Origin of the sequence: Pseudomonas sp. NFACC43, assembly GCF_900119645.1 — a bacterium.
Classification (GTDB): Bacteria; Pseudomonadota; Gammaproteobacteria; order Pseudomonadales; family Pseudomonadaceae; genus Aquipseudomonas.
This window is the reverse complement of sequence record NZ_FPKK01000002.1, coordinates 432566-447821: the sequence shown is the minus strand read 5'-3', so window position 1 is coordinate 447821 and position 15256 is coordinate 432566. Positions and strand designations below refer to the sequence as shown.

The 15256-nt window shown below is 62.9% G+C and carries 13 protein-coding genes; 8 read left to right on the top strand and 5 right to left on the bottom strand.

The features are described 5' to 3' along the window. Positions 1-286: 286 nt before the first annotated feature. The 4 genes from BT179_RS05940 (at position 287) to ilvD (ending at position 5625) form a co-directional block, all read left to right on the top strand. The gene (locus BT179_RS05940; RefSeq protein WP_072430908.1) at positions 287-1369 is read left to right on the top strand and encodes a SagB family peptide dehydrogenase; all 1083 of its coding nucleotides are present in this window, start codon (positions 287-289) and stop codon (positions 1367-1369) included. Continuing rightward, positions 1366-2319 carry a diiron oxygenase gene (locus tag BT179_RS05935; RefSeq protein WP_072390319.1) on the top strand — a complete coding sequence of 318 codons (954 nt, stop codon included), beginning with the start codon at positions 1366-1368 and terminating at the stop codon, positions 2317-2319. Before BT179_RS05940 ends, BT179_RS05935 begins: the two co-directional genes overlap by 4 nt. Further along, complete coding sequence (locus BT179_RS05930) at positions 2312-3517, top strand: MFS transporter (protein ID WP_072390322.1); 1206 nt, start codon at positions 2312-2314, stop codon at positions 3515-3517. Before BT179_RS05935 ends, BT179_RS05930 begins: the two co-directional genes overlap by 8 nt. Before the next feature lie 266 nt (positions 3518-3783). Continuing rightward, complete coding sequence (gene ilvD / locus BT179_RS05925; protein WP_072390325.1) at positions 3784-5625, top strand: dihydroxy-acid dehydratase; 1842 nt, start codon at positions 3784-3786, stop codon at positions 5623-5625. 132 nt (positions 5626-5757) lie between these two features. Here the strand turns inward: ilvD and BT179_RS05920 are convergent, their stop codons facing one another. Next, positions 5758-6813 (bottom strand): HAD family hydrolase, encoded by a 1056-nt coding sequence (locus BT179_RS05920; RefSeq protein WP_072390328.1) that lies wholly within the window; start codon positions 6811-6813, stop codon positions 5758-5760. A 379-nt stretch (positions 6814-7192) separates the two neighbouring features. On the opposite strand from BT179_RS05920, the gene BT179_RS05915 reads away from it, so the two are divergent. Beyond that, positions 7193-8584: an L-cystine transporter gene (locus BT179_RS05915; protein WP_072430909.1), complete on the top strand. Its 1392-nt coding sequence runs from the start codon at positions 7193-7195 to the stop codon at positions 8582-8584. A gap of 115 nt (positions 8585-8699) precedes the next feature. Here the strand turns inward: BT179_RS05915 and BT179_RS05910 are convergent, their stop codons facing one another. Continuing rightward, positions 8700-9212: a dihydrofolate reductase gene (locus BT179_RS05910; RefSeq protein ID WP_072390334.1), complete on the bottom strand. Its 513-nt coding sequence runs from the start codon at positions 9210-9212 to the stop codon at positions 8700-8702. Positions 9213-9308: 96 nt separating this feature from the next. Here BT179_RS05910 and BT179_RS05905 point away from each other — a divergent pair, with 96 nt between their 5' ends. Then, positions 9309-10676: a DUF2868 domain-containing protein gene (locus BT179_RS05905; protein WP_072430982.1), complete on the top strand. Its 1368-nt coding sequence runs from the start codon at positions 9309-9311 to the stop codon at positions 10674-10676. Beyond that, on the top strand, positions 10669-12042 hold the full coding sequence (locus tag BT179_RS05900; RefSeq protein ID WP_072430910.1) for a DUF3482 domain-containing protein: 1374 nt from the start codon (positions 10669-10671) through the stop codon (positions 12040-12042). The genes BT179_RS05905 and BT179_RS05900 overlap by 8 nt, the downstream gene beginning before the upstream one ends. Before the next feature lie 193 nt (positions 12043-12235). On the opposite strand, the gene BT179_RS05895 is transcribed toward BT179_RS05900, so the two are convergent. Then, positions 12236-12727, bottom strand: a complete 492-nt coding sequence (locus BT179_RS05895) for a 2-thiouracil desulfurase family protein (protein WP_072430911.1) — start codon at positions 12725-12727, stop codon at positions 12236-12238. Between the two features lies 1 nt (position 12728). Beyond that, entirely contained in the window at positions 12729-13361 is a 633-nt protein-coding gene (locus tag BT179_RS05890; protein ID WP_072390344.1) for a 2OG-Fe(II) oxygenase, read from the bottom strand. A 146-nt stretch (positions 13362-13507) separates the two neighbouring features. Between BT179_RS05890 and BT179_RS05885 the strand changes: the two genes are divergently transcribed. Continuing rightward, on the top strand, positions 13508-14251 hold the full coding sequence (locus tag BT179_RS05885; protein WP_072390346.1) for a DUF2059 domain-containing protein: 744 nt from the start codon (positions 13508-13510) through the stop codon (positions 14249-14251). A gap of 33 nt (positions 14252-14284) precedes the next feature. On the opposite strand, the gene BT179_RS05880 is transcribed toward BT179_RS05885, so the two are convergent. Beyond that, complete coding sequence (locus BT179_RS05880) at positions 14285-15232, bottom strand: phospholipase BipL (protein ID WP_072390348.1); 948 nt, start codon at positions 15230-15232, stop codon at positions 14285-14287. Positions 15233-15256 lie beyond the last annotated feature (24 nt).

Sequence of the window (15256 nt, the reverse complement as noted above, 5' to 3'; positions counted from 1 at the left end):
AGCTTTCCTACTCAATCTCCGCTTGCCAAGCATTCATTAAAAACTATGATTGAACAGTCACTTCAAAAGTGACCTGCACTAGAAAACACAACTTGTTCAAACACACTTATTCAAAACAAAGGAGCTGTATCATGAAAGCAATCAATCTGGAAGCTGACAAAATCGCAAACCTGGCCGGCCTGGTTGTTCCAAAAGCCGCCACCAAGTAAGTAAGAAGTAACCAGGGCCGGGGAATGCCGGCACCCCGGCCCTGCCCTGGCTCGTCACACCAGCGGAACCCACCCTCATGCATATAAATCCGTGCCTGTTCATACTTGCCCGCCCGCCGCATCAGGTCGTTTGGAACTACGAGCGCCATACCCAGTTCGAACTGGAACTTCGCTACTCGACACGATTGGCGCAACTTATACAAGACCCATCCACGTTTGATATCAATTATCCCATTGACGCCGACCTGCTGGACGCAGAAATCCTTATCAAGGAAGCAAGAACCCCCATCAAATGGGAATGGGATGAGCTATCCAGAATATTTCATATCGGCACCAAGAACATTCCGTGCGCCGATATCCCCCAAGATGTAAATGAGTGGGCAGCTTTGTATCTGCAACACTGCAACGAGGTGCTCGCTTCACCCATGCCCTCAGCCAGGATCAGCAACCCTCAAGCCGACCGGATCGCCCTGGCCCGCCCCCTGCTCACCGACTTGCAGGACGCTTCGCTGATCCAAACCCTGGTCGGCCGCAGCACGTCCCGTTCATTTCGCGACCAGCCCATCTCGATCGAGCAGGTCAGCACACTGCTTTACCTGTCCCTGGGCTACCTGAACGAACGCCGGGACATCCATGGGGCAGCCGACCCCGAATCACTGGGCGCAAGACGCAGCAGCCCGTCAGGCGGCGGCCTGAATGCCTGCGAAGGTTATCTTTACGTACGCGACGTGACAGGCCTCGCGCCAGGCCTCTACGCCTATCTTCCGGACGAACATGCCCTGAGCCTGACCGCCTCCCTGCCGGAGGCTCCCCTGGGTCGGCTGCTGTGCGGCCAGCATTTCATCAACCCTTTGCCGTTCGGGCTGTTCATCACCTCACGCTTCGACAAGCTCTGGTGGAAATACGCACACTCCCGCGCCTACCGCATGGCATTCGTCGAAACGGGCCACGTTTCCCAGACATTCCTGATGGTCGCCACGGCGCTCGGCCTCGATACCTGGTTGACCGGCGCGTTGAGCGATCGTGAGGTCGAACGGTTGCTGGGGCTTGAGGACTCCTGTGAGCAACCGCTGTTTTTTGTCGGCTGCGGCCATGGCGACGGGCAGGTGCATTGCAAAGAGCTGACAGCCCTGATCGAACGCCAGGACGCTGTGTCATGACCAACATTTCCTTTGGGCAGTCGCCCCGCTACACCCTTGGCGATTGGGACAACAAGGCCGCAGTGCGTACCCGCAGGGACCACTATCGATTGCCCGACGACCTGGAGCAGCAGCTTTCCAGCCGGGACTGGTTTCCACCGGCCTTCATCCCCTATGTCGAACATCCGCTGGTCCGCCAGGCAGGCCGCGCCGTTGCCCAGCGCCTGGCTGCCAACCACCTCCTGTATTTCCTCGACTACACCACGATGCTCGAACACCGGGTCGTCAATCGCTCGGTAGAAACCATCATCCATGGCGAACTGGCCGTACCGATCCCCCGAAGAATGAAAACCGCGGCCCTGCAGCTCTACACCGATGAGGGCTACCACGCGCTTTTTTCCAACGAAGTGGCCGAGCAGATCGCGAACCTCTATGGCATCGACGACCGCCAGCCGCCCAGGCGCATCAACCGTTTGCTGAGCACGATCGACGCCGCTTCGCCGATGGATCGCCCCCTGGCCTGGCTGCTGCTGGGGTTCGTTTCCGAAACCATCATTGCCCGGGAACTGCTCGCCATCACCCGCAACACCCTGGTCTGCACGGTGTACCGGATGCTCAGGAACCACCTCGAGGACGAGGCACGGCACAGTCGCTACTTCAGCGAGGTGTTCCAGTACCTGTGGTCCGTCCTCGATTCCACGCAGCGCGACCTCGCCGCCGGGATGCTGCTGCATATCATCGGGCTCTATTTCGAGCCCGATGACTCCTGGCTGCTGCGCAGCCTCGCCAGTGTCGGCTTCGATAACCAAAGCTCGCGCCAGATCGTTTCCGGCCTACTGCTGCCAGGCGCCCACGCCCGGCGTGTCCGTTGCGGTGCGGTGTCGACATTCGCGGCCATGAGCGACGCGGGCTTCTTCGACAACGGCCATTACCGGCAGCTGTTCAGCCAGGCGGGGTTTATCGATGGTTGACGCCAGGTCCCCACGCCACACCCGCAAGCCAGCCACTGTGGCTCTATTGCTCACACTGACCCTGCTGGGCGTGTTTCCCATCGATGTGGTACTGCCCTCGTTCCCTGCGCTGTCGGAGCACTTCCAGCGTTCGTCCTCGGACATCGCCCTGTCCGTCAGCCTGTTCGCGGTGGGCATCGCCCTCTCGCAACTGCTGGTGGGTCCTCTCTCCGACGCCCTGGGCCGAAAGGCCCTGTTGCTGGTTGGCATCACGGTCGCGGCCATTGGCGCAACCGGGTGCGTCATCGCTGACGACTACGGGCTCTTTCTGTTTTCCCGAGTCGTCCAGGCATTGGGGTGCGGTTGTTTCGTCCTCTCCCAGGCCTTGATCCAGGATCTCTTTACCGGGCAGGAACAGCAACGATTGCGCATATTCCTGGTGACCTGCGGCGGTGTCTTCATTTCCGTATCCCCGCTGGCTGGCACCGGGTTGCAAGCCTGGATGGGCTGGCAGGGCAGCTTCCTGGTGTTCATCGCCCTGGCAATAGCGGTATTTACAGGCGCTTGCCTTTTGCTGCCGTCTTCTGCGGCAACCTCCCATCCGCAGCGCCTGAGCTTTATCAGCGCCTATCGAAAGGTCTGCGGCGACTTCAGCTTCATGGCCTATTGGCTGACTTCTGCGTTGGCCTTTTCCTGCCACTTTTCCTTCATCGTCATCTCGCCACTGGTCTTCATCGACCAATTGGGGCTGTCACCCGAGGCGTTTTCACTGGCCCTGCTGGGCTACGGGCTGGCCTATATCGGCGGCGGAGCGCTGGCGACGGTATTGAGCAACCGAATCGACTCCCAGACGCAAATCTTCACTGGCCTGGGCCTGATCCTGACGGCAGGGGTGATGATGCTCGGGCTCTCCAGCCACCTGGGCCTGTCGATCACCACCCTCTTGCTGCCCATGATCGTCTGCACTGCCGGAACCACCATTGCCCGGGCGGCGGCCCACACCCGGGCGATGAACCGGTTTCCCGAGCAGGCAGGTACGTCGGCCTCGGCCGGCAGCGTGTTGATCTTCGTCGTCGGCGGACTGACCAGTGCCGTGATCAGCCTCACCCCGCTGGGCCTGCAAACCACCCTGGCCCTGTGCCTGGTACTGCTCAGCCTCCTGGGGCTGGCACTCAATGGGCTGATCCGGCATCGCCACAGGGGGTTGCTGACCGGTTGAATGCCGCCAGTCGTCATCCCGGGCGCCACATTGGCGTCCAATCGGCGCTTTGCGTCATTTCATCCTGACGCCAGCGGTGTAGAATCGGGGCATTCATCGCCATTCATCCCCGGCGGGTTTATGAGCTCAAGCTGAGGCAAGCAGTGATCCTGCAAAGTCATCGGCCGCTTCCGGACACACAGCCACTCCCGAGTGTTCCAGACGTCAACAGAAGCTCACTTCCCATTGATACCTGATTAGTACTGATTAGCCGCCCGGAGTGCTCCATGCCCGAATACCGCTCGAAAACATCCACCCATGGCCGCAACATGGCCGGCGCCCGCGCTCTGTGGCGCGCCACGGGGATGAAGGATGACGACTTCAAGAAGCCGATCATCGCCATTGCCAACTCCTTCACCCAGTTCGTCCCCGGTCACGTTCACCTCAAGGACCTGGGCCAACTGGTCGCCCGCGAAATCGAACGCGCCGGTGGCGTCGCCAAGGAATTCAATACCATCGCGGTGGATGACGGCATCGCCATGGGCCACGACGGCATGCTCTATTCGCTGCCGAGCCGCGAGATCATCGCCGACTCCGTCGAATACATGGTCAATGCTCACTGCGCCGACGCCATCGTGTGCATTTCCAACTGTGACAAGATCACCCCCGGCATGCTCATGGCTGCGCTGCGCCTGAATATCCCGGTCATCTTCGTGTCCGGCGGTCCGATGGAAGCCGGCAAGACCAAACTGGCCAGCCACGGCCTGGACCTGGTTGACGCCATGGTGATCGCCGCCGACTCCAGCGCCTCTGACGAGAAGGTCGCCGAGTACGAGCGCAGCGCCTGTCCCACCTGCGGTTCGTGCTCCGGCATGTTCACCGCCAACTCCATGAACTGCCTGACCGAGGCCCTGGGCCTGGCCTTGCCGGGCAACGGCTCGACCCTTGCCACCCACAGCGATCGCGAACAGCTGTTCCTGCAGGCGGGTCGCACCATCGTCGAGCTGTGCAAGCGTTACTACTCCGACAACGACGAATCGGTATTGCCTCGCAACATCGCCAACTTCAAGGCGTTCGAGAACGCCATGACCCTGGACATCGCCATGGGCGGTTCCACCAACACCATCCTGCACCTGCTGGCCGCCGCCCAGGAAGCCGAGGTCGATTTCGACCTGCGCGACATCGATCGCCTGTCCCGCAACGTGCCGCAACTGTGCAAGGTCGCGCCGAACATCCAGAAGTACCACATGGAAGACGTGCACCGTGCCGGCGGGATCATCAGCATCCTGGGCTCCCTGGCCCGTGGCGGCCTGTTGCACACCGACCTGCCGACCGTGCACAGCAAGACCATGGCCGAAGCCATCGCCAAATGGGACATCACCCAGACCGACGACGAAGCCGTGCACCATTTCTTCAAGGCCGGCCCGGCAGGCATTCCGACCCAGACGGCATTCAGCCAGTCGACCCGTTGGGAAACCCTGGACGACGACCGCGAAAACGGGTGCATCCGCAGCGTCGAGCACGCTTACTCCAAGGAAGGTGGCCTGGCGGTACTCTATGGCAACATCGCCCTGGACGGCTGCGTGGTGAAAACCGCTGGCGTCGACGAGTCGATCCATGTCTTCGAAGGCAACGCGAAGATCTTCGAGAGCCAGGACAGCGCCGTGCGCGGGATCCTCGCTGACGAGGTGAAGGCCGGCGACATCGTGATCATTCGCTACGAAGGTCCGAAAGGCGGTCCGGGCATGCAGGAAATGCTCTACCCCACCTCCTACCTGAAATCCAAAGGTCTGGGCAAGGCCTGTGCCCTGCTGACCGATGGCCGTTTTTCCGGCGGCACTTCGGGCCTATCCATCGGCCACGCCTCGCCGGAAGCCGCCGCAGGCGGTGCCATTGGCCTGGTACGGGACGGCGACAAGATCCTGATCGATATTCCGAACCGCTCGATCAACCTGTTGATCAGCGACGAAGAACTGGCCGAACGCCGCGTCGAGCAGGACAAGAAAGGCTGGAAACCGGTGGAGCTGCGTCCCCGCAAGGTGACCACTGCGCTCAAGGCCTATGCCCTGCTCGCCACCAGCGCCGACAAGGGCGCGGTGCGCAACAAGGCGATGCTCGACGGGCTGTAAGCATCCCTCGTGCAACAAGAATGCCCCGCCAGGTGCGGGGCATTTTTTTGTCTGGTATTGCGTGATAAAACGGTTATCAACTGTGGGAGCGAACCCGCTCGCTCCCACAGTCGCGTGGCGGTTTACCTGGCCTTACTGGATATCTTCCGGCTTGACGATCACCCAGTTCTTGTCCGCCGTGACCGGCAGGCCTTCCTTGGCCTGGGCGGCAGCGTGCTTGGCCATCATGCCGTTTATCTGGGTCATGTACTTGTCCTTGCGATTGACCCACAGGTGAATCCCCCCCTTGGCCACGTCCACGTCATGGAACAGCATGTAGCCGTCGCTGCTGGGGGTATCACCGGCTACCAGCACCGGCTTCTTCCATTCGTCGATGTACGTCAGGATTGCCGCGTGCTTGCCGGCCATCCAGGTCGCTGGGGTCCACAGATAGGGCGTGTACTCCAGGCCGAGGTTGGCCTTTTCGTCATACTTGCCGGCGGTGATCTGCTTGCGCGCGGTGGTCAATTCGCCGGTCTTGCGGTCCTTGAGCAAGGTGGTCACGCCGATGACGTTCTGCGGCTTGAGGTTGTAGCCGTATTTGGGATCGGAGGCGACCATGCGCACCAGCTCTTCCGACGCCGCGGTCATGACATAGACCTCGATGCCGTTTTCCATCAGCTTCTGGTAGAGCTCGGTCTGGCCGGTGAAGATCTTTGGCGGGTTGACGTTGTAGTTGACCACCTTGTCGCCGTCGTAATACGTCGTCGGGACGGGCTTGCCGGAGGCCATGAGCTCGTCGACGTAGCCCTTGAGTTCCTTGAGGGTGAAGCCGGAAAACACCTGGGCGACCCACGGATAGCAAACCATGTCGTCCACTTCGCACAGGCGGTAGTAGTAACTGAACAGGCTTTCCTTGTGATCGGCCGTGTCCTTGAATGGCATCAGCTTCAGGGAGGGATCCAGGGTTTCCCGGGTGATGAGGCCCTTGTTTTCCATGAACGGCAACAACGACTCTTCAAGGTCATAGCGGTAACTGGTGTTGTCCATGTCGAACACCGCGTAATTACCCTTGTTGGCGTTGGCCGCGATCATCGCGTCCAGTGCCTTGGCCTGTTCCGCCGGCCAGTGTTTGAGTTCGGTGGCGAGTACCTGGCCGGCGAGACCAAGACCCAAGGCGACAGCGAGAAAACGAGGTGCGAGCTTCATCGGCATTTCTCCTGGTTCAAAGAGCTCGACGCTAACAAATGCCGATGACAACCCTCGTCTCCCCGCGACCGCTTGCATCTTGATAACGCCAGCGGCATACCTGCAAACGCCACGTCCTTATTCCATAAACGACATACCACATGCTTTTTTAGTATTAATTCTTTAGTTATCAGGCTGTTAGGCTCCTCGGTTCACAGTCTGGCCCAGGCTCTGTTCGAGAAGTCTTGAGACGAAGATCAGGCAAGGCGAAAACAGCCGAGCAAGCGCAGTGCATTGGAATACATGAGCATCGCGAGGCAGTTTTCAACGCCGCATGGATGAGTATCAAGGCCTTCGTACAGAGCGTAGGCGACTGCACAAGTCTTATCGGAGTCTCCTGATGAATCTTCCACTGATCCTCAATCTGCTGGTGTTTCTCGCCTTGCTGTTCGGCCTTGCGCAAACCCGCCACGGCAGCTGGAGCCTGGCCAGGAAAGTGCTGCTGGCCCTGGCGCTGGGCGTCGCGTTCGGTGTCGCCCTGCATACCGTCTACGGCGCCGGCAACCCGGTGCTCAAAGCGTCCATCGCCTGGTTCGACCTGGTGGGCAATGGCTATGTACAGTTGTTGCAGATGATCGTGATCCCGCTGGTCTTCGCCTCGATCCTGAGCGCCGTGGCCCGCCTGCATGACGCCTCGTCCCTGGGCAAGATCAGCTTCCTGGCCATCGGCACGCTGCTGTTCACCACCGCCATCGCCGCCCTGATCGGCATCGGCCTGACCAACCTGTTCGGCCTCACCGCCGAAGGCCTGGTGGCCGGCACCCAGGAGCTGGCGCGACTGCAGGTGATCCAGAGCGACTACGCCGGCAAGGTCGCCGACCTGAACATTCCGCAACTGTTGCTCTCTTTCGTCCCACAGAATCCTTTCGCCGACCTGGCCCGGGCCAAGCCGACCTCGATCATCAGCGTGGTGATTTTCGCGGCGTTCCTGGGCATCGCGGCGCTGCAATTGTTCAAGGATGACGCGGACAAGGGCCAGAAGGTGATCAACGCCATCGACACCCTGCAAAGCTGGGTGACGCGCCTGGTACGCCTGGTGATGAAGCTGACCCCTTACGGTGTGCTGGCCTTGATGACCAAGGTCGTGGCCGGTTCCAACCTGCAGGACATCATCAAGCTTGGCAGTTTCGTGGTGGTGTCTTACCTGGGGCTGGGCCTGATGTTCGTGGTACATGGCCTGCTGGTGTCCGCCGCCGGGATCAACCCGTTGCGCTTTTTCCGCAAGATCTGGCCGGTGCTGACCTTCGCCTTCACCAGCCGCTCCAGCGCCGCGACCATTCCCTTGAGTATCGAGGTCCAGACCAGCCGTCTCGGCATTCCGCGCGCCATTGCCAGCTTCAGCGCCTCGTTCGGCGCCACCATCGGACAGAACGGCTGCGCCGGCCTCTATCCGGCCATGTTGGCGGTGATGGTCGCTCCAACCGTGGGTATCGATCCGTTGGACCCGGTCTGGATCGCAACCTTGGTGGCGGTCGTCACCCTGAGCTCGGCCGGAGTCGCCGGCGTGGGTGGCGGCGCGACGTTCGCCGCATTGATCGTGCTACCGGCCATGGGCCTGCCGGTCTCGTTGGTGGCGTTGCTGATTTCCGTCGAACCGCTGATCGACATGGGGCGCACGGCATTGAACGTCAGCGGTTCGATCACCGCCGGAGCACTCACCAGCCAGGTGATGCAGCAGACCGACAAGGCAGTGCTGGGTGCCGAGGAGCATGGGGAGTTGGTGCAGGCTTGATTGGCGGCGCCTGGTAGATCGCCTTCGCGAATGAGTCCGCTTGCACAGCTGACCGAGCTGTATCAGCGCAAACCGGTCGACTGCGGCAGCGGGCTCGCTCGCGAAGCTTTTTGCCTTAGAGCTTTTCCCATACCTCGAAGCTGTAGGCCGGCTTGTCCCCTTGCGCCGGGTTCGGCTGGTTGGAGACCAACCGCCACTGGCTTGAATCGAACTCCGGAAACCAGGCGTCTCCCTCCGGGCTCAACGCCACGCGGGTCAGGTACAGGCGATCGGCCTGCGCCAGGGCCTGGGTGTACAGTTGCGCACCGCCGATCAGCATCAGTTCGTCGGCGCCCTGCTCCAGGGCCCACGCCTCGGCCCGCGCCACCGCAGCTTCAAGCGAGGAGAAAACTTGCGCCCCCTCCAGCTCCAGGCCCGGCTGGCGGCTGACCACGATGTTCAGCCGTCCCGGCAGCGGTCGACCGAGGGAATCCCAGGTCTTGCGGCCCATGATGATCGGCTTGCCCAAGGTGGTGGCCTTGAAGTATTTGAAGTCCCCTGGCAAGTGCCAGGGCATGCTGTTGTCGATGCCGATCACACGGTTTTCACCGAGGGCTGCGATCAGGCTTAAAGGAAGAGTTTTTTTCATGTAGGCGAGGATACCAGAGGCTCGACGTACCCCGACAGGCGCCACAGCAGTTATGCTCATCCCTCATTTACGACGGAAGTGCCCGTGTCTGAGCCCCTGACTGAACTGCAGAAAATCTGGTTGACCGAGACGGTACGCCTGCGTGAGGAGCACGCCGGCCCGCTCGAAGACCAGGAAGCCAATCGCCTGGCCCGTGCGGCGGGTGGCGATCTATCGACCCGTATCCACCACCGCGCCCACCGCCTGGCCGCACGCGACGGCCTCACCGAAGCCTTGCGCCATTGGCTGCAAGGCGCCCGCCTGGCCCTGATCGTGCTGGCGACAGTCGCCGTCATCAGCGGCGCGGGCCTGGGTTTTGCCGCCCTTGGCGATGGCCGCATGCCCGTCAATGTGTTCTGGGCCCTGGGCAGCCTGCTGGGACTGAATTTGATCCTGCTCGTCGGCTGGGCCCTGGGCTTGCTGTTCGCCGGGGAACAAGGCGCCGCGCTGGGACGCCTGTGGCTGTGGCTCAGTGAAAAACTCGCCCGCGACGCCAAGGCCGCCCAACTGGCGCCGGCCCTGCTGCTGTTGCTGCAACGCCAGCGGCTCAACCGCTGGGCCCTCGGTGTCCTGGTCAACGGCTTGTGGCTGCTGGCGATGGTCAGCGCGCTGGTTGTCGTCTTGATGCTCATGGCGACCCGACGCTATGGCTTCGTATGGGAAACCACCCTGCTTGGCGCCGAAACCTTCGTCGTCCTGACCCAGGCCCTTGGCGCCCTGCCTGCCATGGTGGGGTTCGATGTACCGGCCGAAGCGATGATACGCGCCAGCGGCGATGGCGCCCTGAACCTCGAAAGCGCTCGCCAGGCCTGGGCCGCCTGGCTGGTGGGCGTGACCCTGGTCTATGGCGTGATGCCGCGCCTGTGCCTGGCGCTGCTGTGCCTGTGGCGCTGGCGGCGTGGCCGCAGCACGCTGCGCCTGGACCTGAACCTGCCGGGCTATGCCCAACTGCGCGAACGACTCATGCCCAGCAGCGAACGCCTGGGGGTCAATGATGCCGCCCCCGCGCAGTTGCATCGCATCGAGGGGACGTCCGGCGCCCCGGAAAGCGATGGCGCCTTGCTGGTGGCAATCGAACTGGACGACCGCCCATGGCCACCGAAGCTGCCGGACACGGTGAAGAACGCCGGTATCCTCGACAGCCGTGAATCGCGGCACAAGCTCCTCGAACAACTGTCGCGCTTTCCCCCGGCACGCCTGGCGATTGCCTGCGACCCACGGCGCTCGCCGGATCGTGGCAGCCTGGCCTTGATCGCCGAACTGGCCCGCAGCGCCAGCGCCACCCGCGTCTGGCTGATGCAGGCACCACCCGGTGAAGCGCTGGATGCCCAGCGCCTGGGCGATTGGCGCGATGCGCTGCGACAACTGCAATTGCCGTTCGCCGACTGCATCCCCCTCAACTGGCTGGAGACCGGCCATGACTGAGCCTATGAAGCCATTGAAGCTGGCCGTGGTCGGCCACACCAATGTCGGCAAGACGTCCCTGCTGCGTACCCTGACCCGGGACGTCGGCTTCGGCGAGGTGTCCCACCGTCCCAGCACGACCCGGCACGTCGAAGGTGCGCGCCTGTCGGTGGACGGCGAAGCCCTCCTGGAACTGTACGACACACCGGGCCTGGAGGATGCCATCGCCCTGCTCGATTACCTCGAACGACTGGAGCGCCCCGGCGAGCGCCTGGACGGACCGGCGCGGCTGGCGCGCTTCCTGGACGCCAGCGAGGCGCGCCAGCGGTTCGAACAGGAGGCCAAAGTACTGCGGCAGCTGCTCGCCAGCGATGCCGGGCTCTACGTGATCGATGCCCGGGAGCCGGTGCTGACCAAGTATCGCGATGAACTGGCGGTCCTCGCCAGTTGCGGCAAGCCCCTGCTGCCGGTACTGAACTTCGTCAGCAGTGCCCAGCATCGCGAACCCGACTGGCGCGAAGCACTGGCGCGGCTGGGGCTGCATGCCCTGGTACGCTTCGACAGCGTCGCCCCGCCCGAGGACGGCGAGCGCCGCCTGTACGAGAGTCTTGCCCTGTTGCTGGAAAGTGCTCGTGGTCAGTTGGAACGCTTGATCGCCGACCAGCAGGCTCAACGCCTGGCCCGCCAGCGGAGCGCCGCGCGCTTGATCGCCGAGTTGCTGATCGATTGCGCGGCGTGCCGGCGCAGCGTGGCCAGCGACGCCGAGCTGGAACACCAGGCCATCAGCGAATTGCGCAACGCGGTGCGTCAACGTGAACAGCGCTGTGTCGAAGCCCTGCTCGCACTCTACGCCTTCCGCCCGCAGGATGCCGCCGCCGGCGACCTGCCGCTGCTCGACGGGCGCTGGGGCGATGATCTGTTCAACCCCGAAACCCTCAAGCAATTGGGCGTACGGGTCGGAGGCGGGATCGCCGCGGGGGCGGCGGCCGGTGCCGGTGTGGATTTGCTGGTGGGCGGCCTGACCCTGGGCGCCGCCGCCCTGGCCGGGGCCATCGCCGGAGGCGCCCTGCAAACCGCCCGCAGCTACGGCAACCGATTGATGGGCAAGCTCAAGGGTCAGCGGGAACTGACGGTGGACGACAACGTGCTACGCCTGTTGGCCCTGCGCCAGAGGCAACTGCTGCTGGCCCTCAACCAACGCGGCCATGCGGCGCTGGACAGCATCCGCATCGACACGCCCCAGGACAAAGGCTGGCGCGAAGGCAAGCTGCCCGAAGCCCTGGCCAAGGCTCGTGCCTATCCGCACTGGTCATCCCTCAATCCACGACCCCGGCTGAGCCAGGCCGAACGCCAGGAACAGATCGAACAACTGGCCGAGGAGCTCTAGGCTCTGTCTGAAAAGCCTTGATATTCGTTCATGCTGCGTTGGAAACCGGCTCGTGCGCGAGCCCGATCGGAATGTTCATTACTTCAAGTGGAGGGCGACCCCAGCCGTTCCTCGTCGGTTTCGCCTCGCCTGGCCTTCGTCCCTAGACTCGCAGAGCCCAGGTATCCGCTCACCACCAAAAGCAGCGCTGTGGTCAGTCGTCGACCAATGCCTCGAGCGCCAAGGCCGCTTCAGGCAATTGCAGCTCACTGAAAACCTGCACCCCATGGCGCTTGAGCAAGGCCGCCGTCACGCCTTCACCCGTGACCTTCACACCGCTGAACGTCCCGTCATAGGTCAGCCGGTTACCACACGATGGGCTGTTGGCCTTGAGCACGGCGATGCGGATGCCATGTTCCCGCACCCGCTCCAGCGCCTGGTACGCACCAGACAGGAATTGCACACTCACGTCTTCACCTTCCGTGGTGATCACCACTGCCTGCCCGTCGAGAACCTGCTCTCCCTGGCCGCCGGGAATCTCCGCCGCCGCCCGGGGCGTCGGCAAGCCGCCGGCGACTTCCGGACACAGCGGCACGACACGGCCTTCATCCAGCCACTGCTGGAGCTGATCGAACGGCCCGCTGGCGCCGCCGTCATAGCGCACGCGGTGTCCGAGCAGGCAACGGCTGACGAGGATCCTGTGCATGTCAGAAAAGCTCGTTGCCGCGGCGTCGGAACCAGCCGGTCAAGGACAGGCGATCCCGGGTGGCCGGCAGGACTTCATGGGGAACGTTCCCCGACAGGAACACCACCAGGCAACCACCGGCGGGCACTACGTCATGTTCGACGCCGTCATCCAGGTACATGCGCAACTGCCCCCCCTGGTCTGGCAGCCAGGCGTCATTGAGATAGAGCACCGCCGACACCGTGCGCCGATCATCGTCGCGGAATCGGTCGACGTGCTTGAGGTAGAACGCACCGGGTGGGTACAGGGCGAAATGGCTTTCGAAGTCTTCAAGCCCCAGGAACAAGCCACGGTTCAGGGCCTCGCGCAGGCTGTCCATCCATTCCAGGTAACGATCGCAGGCCTCGGCCTGGCCGGGCTCGATCCATTGGATGCGATCCCCCCGGATACCTTCCTGGATCTGCGAAGACGGCCCGCGCCCGACCGCGGCTGGTGCCAGTTCGCCTTCGATGGCGCGCTGCCGGCATTCCGCCGCCAGGGCACGGGTCAGCGCGTCCGGCAGGAAGACGTTCTGCTGCGACCAGCCACGCTCGGCCAGGTCGTCGACGATACGTAACAGCGAGGGGTGATCAAAAGGTATCTGCATGGCGCGCATAGTATGCCTGCCCACGTAAAACCGACAGCGCCACGCAGCGGGTTTGCGGGGCGGTTTGCAGATGGCACCGCCGTACGAACTTGATACGAATTCTCGACAAGTTCCCGCACCCCACGGAGAATAGTCGGCTGCTGACAGGAGTCCCTATGCGCCGTTTGCTTTTCTCACTGTTGATGTTCTGCGTTTTGCCCGCCTGGGCAGACAGCTACGACCAGTTGTACAAGGTCGCCGGCTGGCCGGAACAGCGGGCGCATTTCAACGATGCCTTGAATGCCGCGCAGCAGCGCTATCAAAGCAGCTTGCCGCCAGCGGTGTTCCAGGCGCTGGTCAACAACAGCAATCAACGCTTCGCTCCCCAGGCCATGGACCAGCGGGCCGAAGCGCAACTGCGCAAGCATCTCAACGACCCCGTCCCGGCCCTGGACTTCTTCCAGTCACCCCTGGGCCGCAAGGTGGTGGCCGCCGAGCTGCTGGCCACCCGTCGCGACCAGTTGGCAAAGAACGCCAAGGGCCTGCCCAAGATGCAGGCCAGCGACAACCGCCTGCTGATCATCGGCCACCTGGCCCAGGCCCTGCCCGCCCGTGAGGCCGGTGCCGAAGTCAGCCTGGCGATCGCCGGCGTGGCGGCCGACAGCCTGAGCTCGATGATTCCCGGCCTGCTGGGCGCCGGCCAGGCCCAGGGCATGCTGAACGGCCAGCGCCAGCGGCTCATGGAACAGATCGGCGCGGACCTGAACAACACGCTGTTGTATGTCTACCGTGACCTGTCGGATACCGAACTGGAAGAATTCGCCACCTTCGCCGAGTCGGCCGAGGGCCAGGCCTATTACCAGGCGGCTTTGGCGGCGGTCCGGGCAGGCTTGGCCGTAGGGCAGAATCTCGGGCAATAGCTTCGCGATGCGTTGACTGGCGCTATCGCCTGGTCACCGCCGATTCCGGCTCATCCGCTTGTTCAGGAACCCGAACATCTCCTGCCGCAACGCCAGGGACTCGTTCGCCAGGTGATGGCGTCCCTCGGGCAACATCATCACCTGCGGTCGATCGAACTTGCTGCACAGCACCTGCAGGTTATGTTTCCAATCCACCGTCATGTCCGCCTGGCCCTGCACGATCAGAGGCCGGCGCGGGCTGTTCGGCGCCGCCTCGATGCGTTTGATCCATTGTGCCAACGCTCCGACCCATGCGGTCGGCAGGCGTAACGGCTGCAAGGGGTCGGCTTGCAGGAAGGGCAGGAAATCAGGATCGGTGGAATTTTCGCTGAAGCGTCGGGCGATGCCGGTCACGAAAGGCTTGAGCAAGTAGTAGCTCAGGCGCGACCACCCCCAGGCCCGCGGCCGCACCAGGGGCGACAGCAGGATCACCTGGCCCTGGGCCGGACTGTCCGCGCCCTGGTTGAGCACATGATCCACCACGATGGCACCGCCGGTGCTCTGTCCGCACAGGTGCCAGGGTTGCGGCAGGCCCAGGGTCGCGGCCTCGGCCAGCAGCCCTTGCAGCGTAGCCTGGTATTCGGCGAAATCGCCGATGCTGGCGCGCTCTCCGCTGGACAGTCCGTGGCCCGGCAGGTCACAGGCAATCACCGCGAATCCCTGCGCCAGCGCCCATTCGATCAAGTGCCGGTACAGCCCCATGTGATCGTAGTAACCATGGAACACGAACAAGGTCGCCACGGCTTTCTCCGGCCACCAGACCTGCCCGACCAACTCATACCCATCGATCCGGAAACGCCCCAGCCCTTTGCGCACCTCGCGCTGGGGAAAGTCCAGCCCATAGAAACGCTGGTAGGCCCGGGCCTGTTCCGACAGTGGCTGCCACTGGGCCATGGATTGCAGGCTGGCACGCAGGTTATCGGGGTCGAAAGTGGCAGGCATTGATATTCCCAGGCGAAAGCGAAA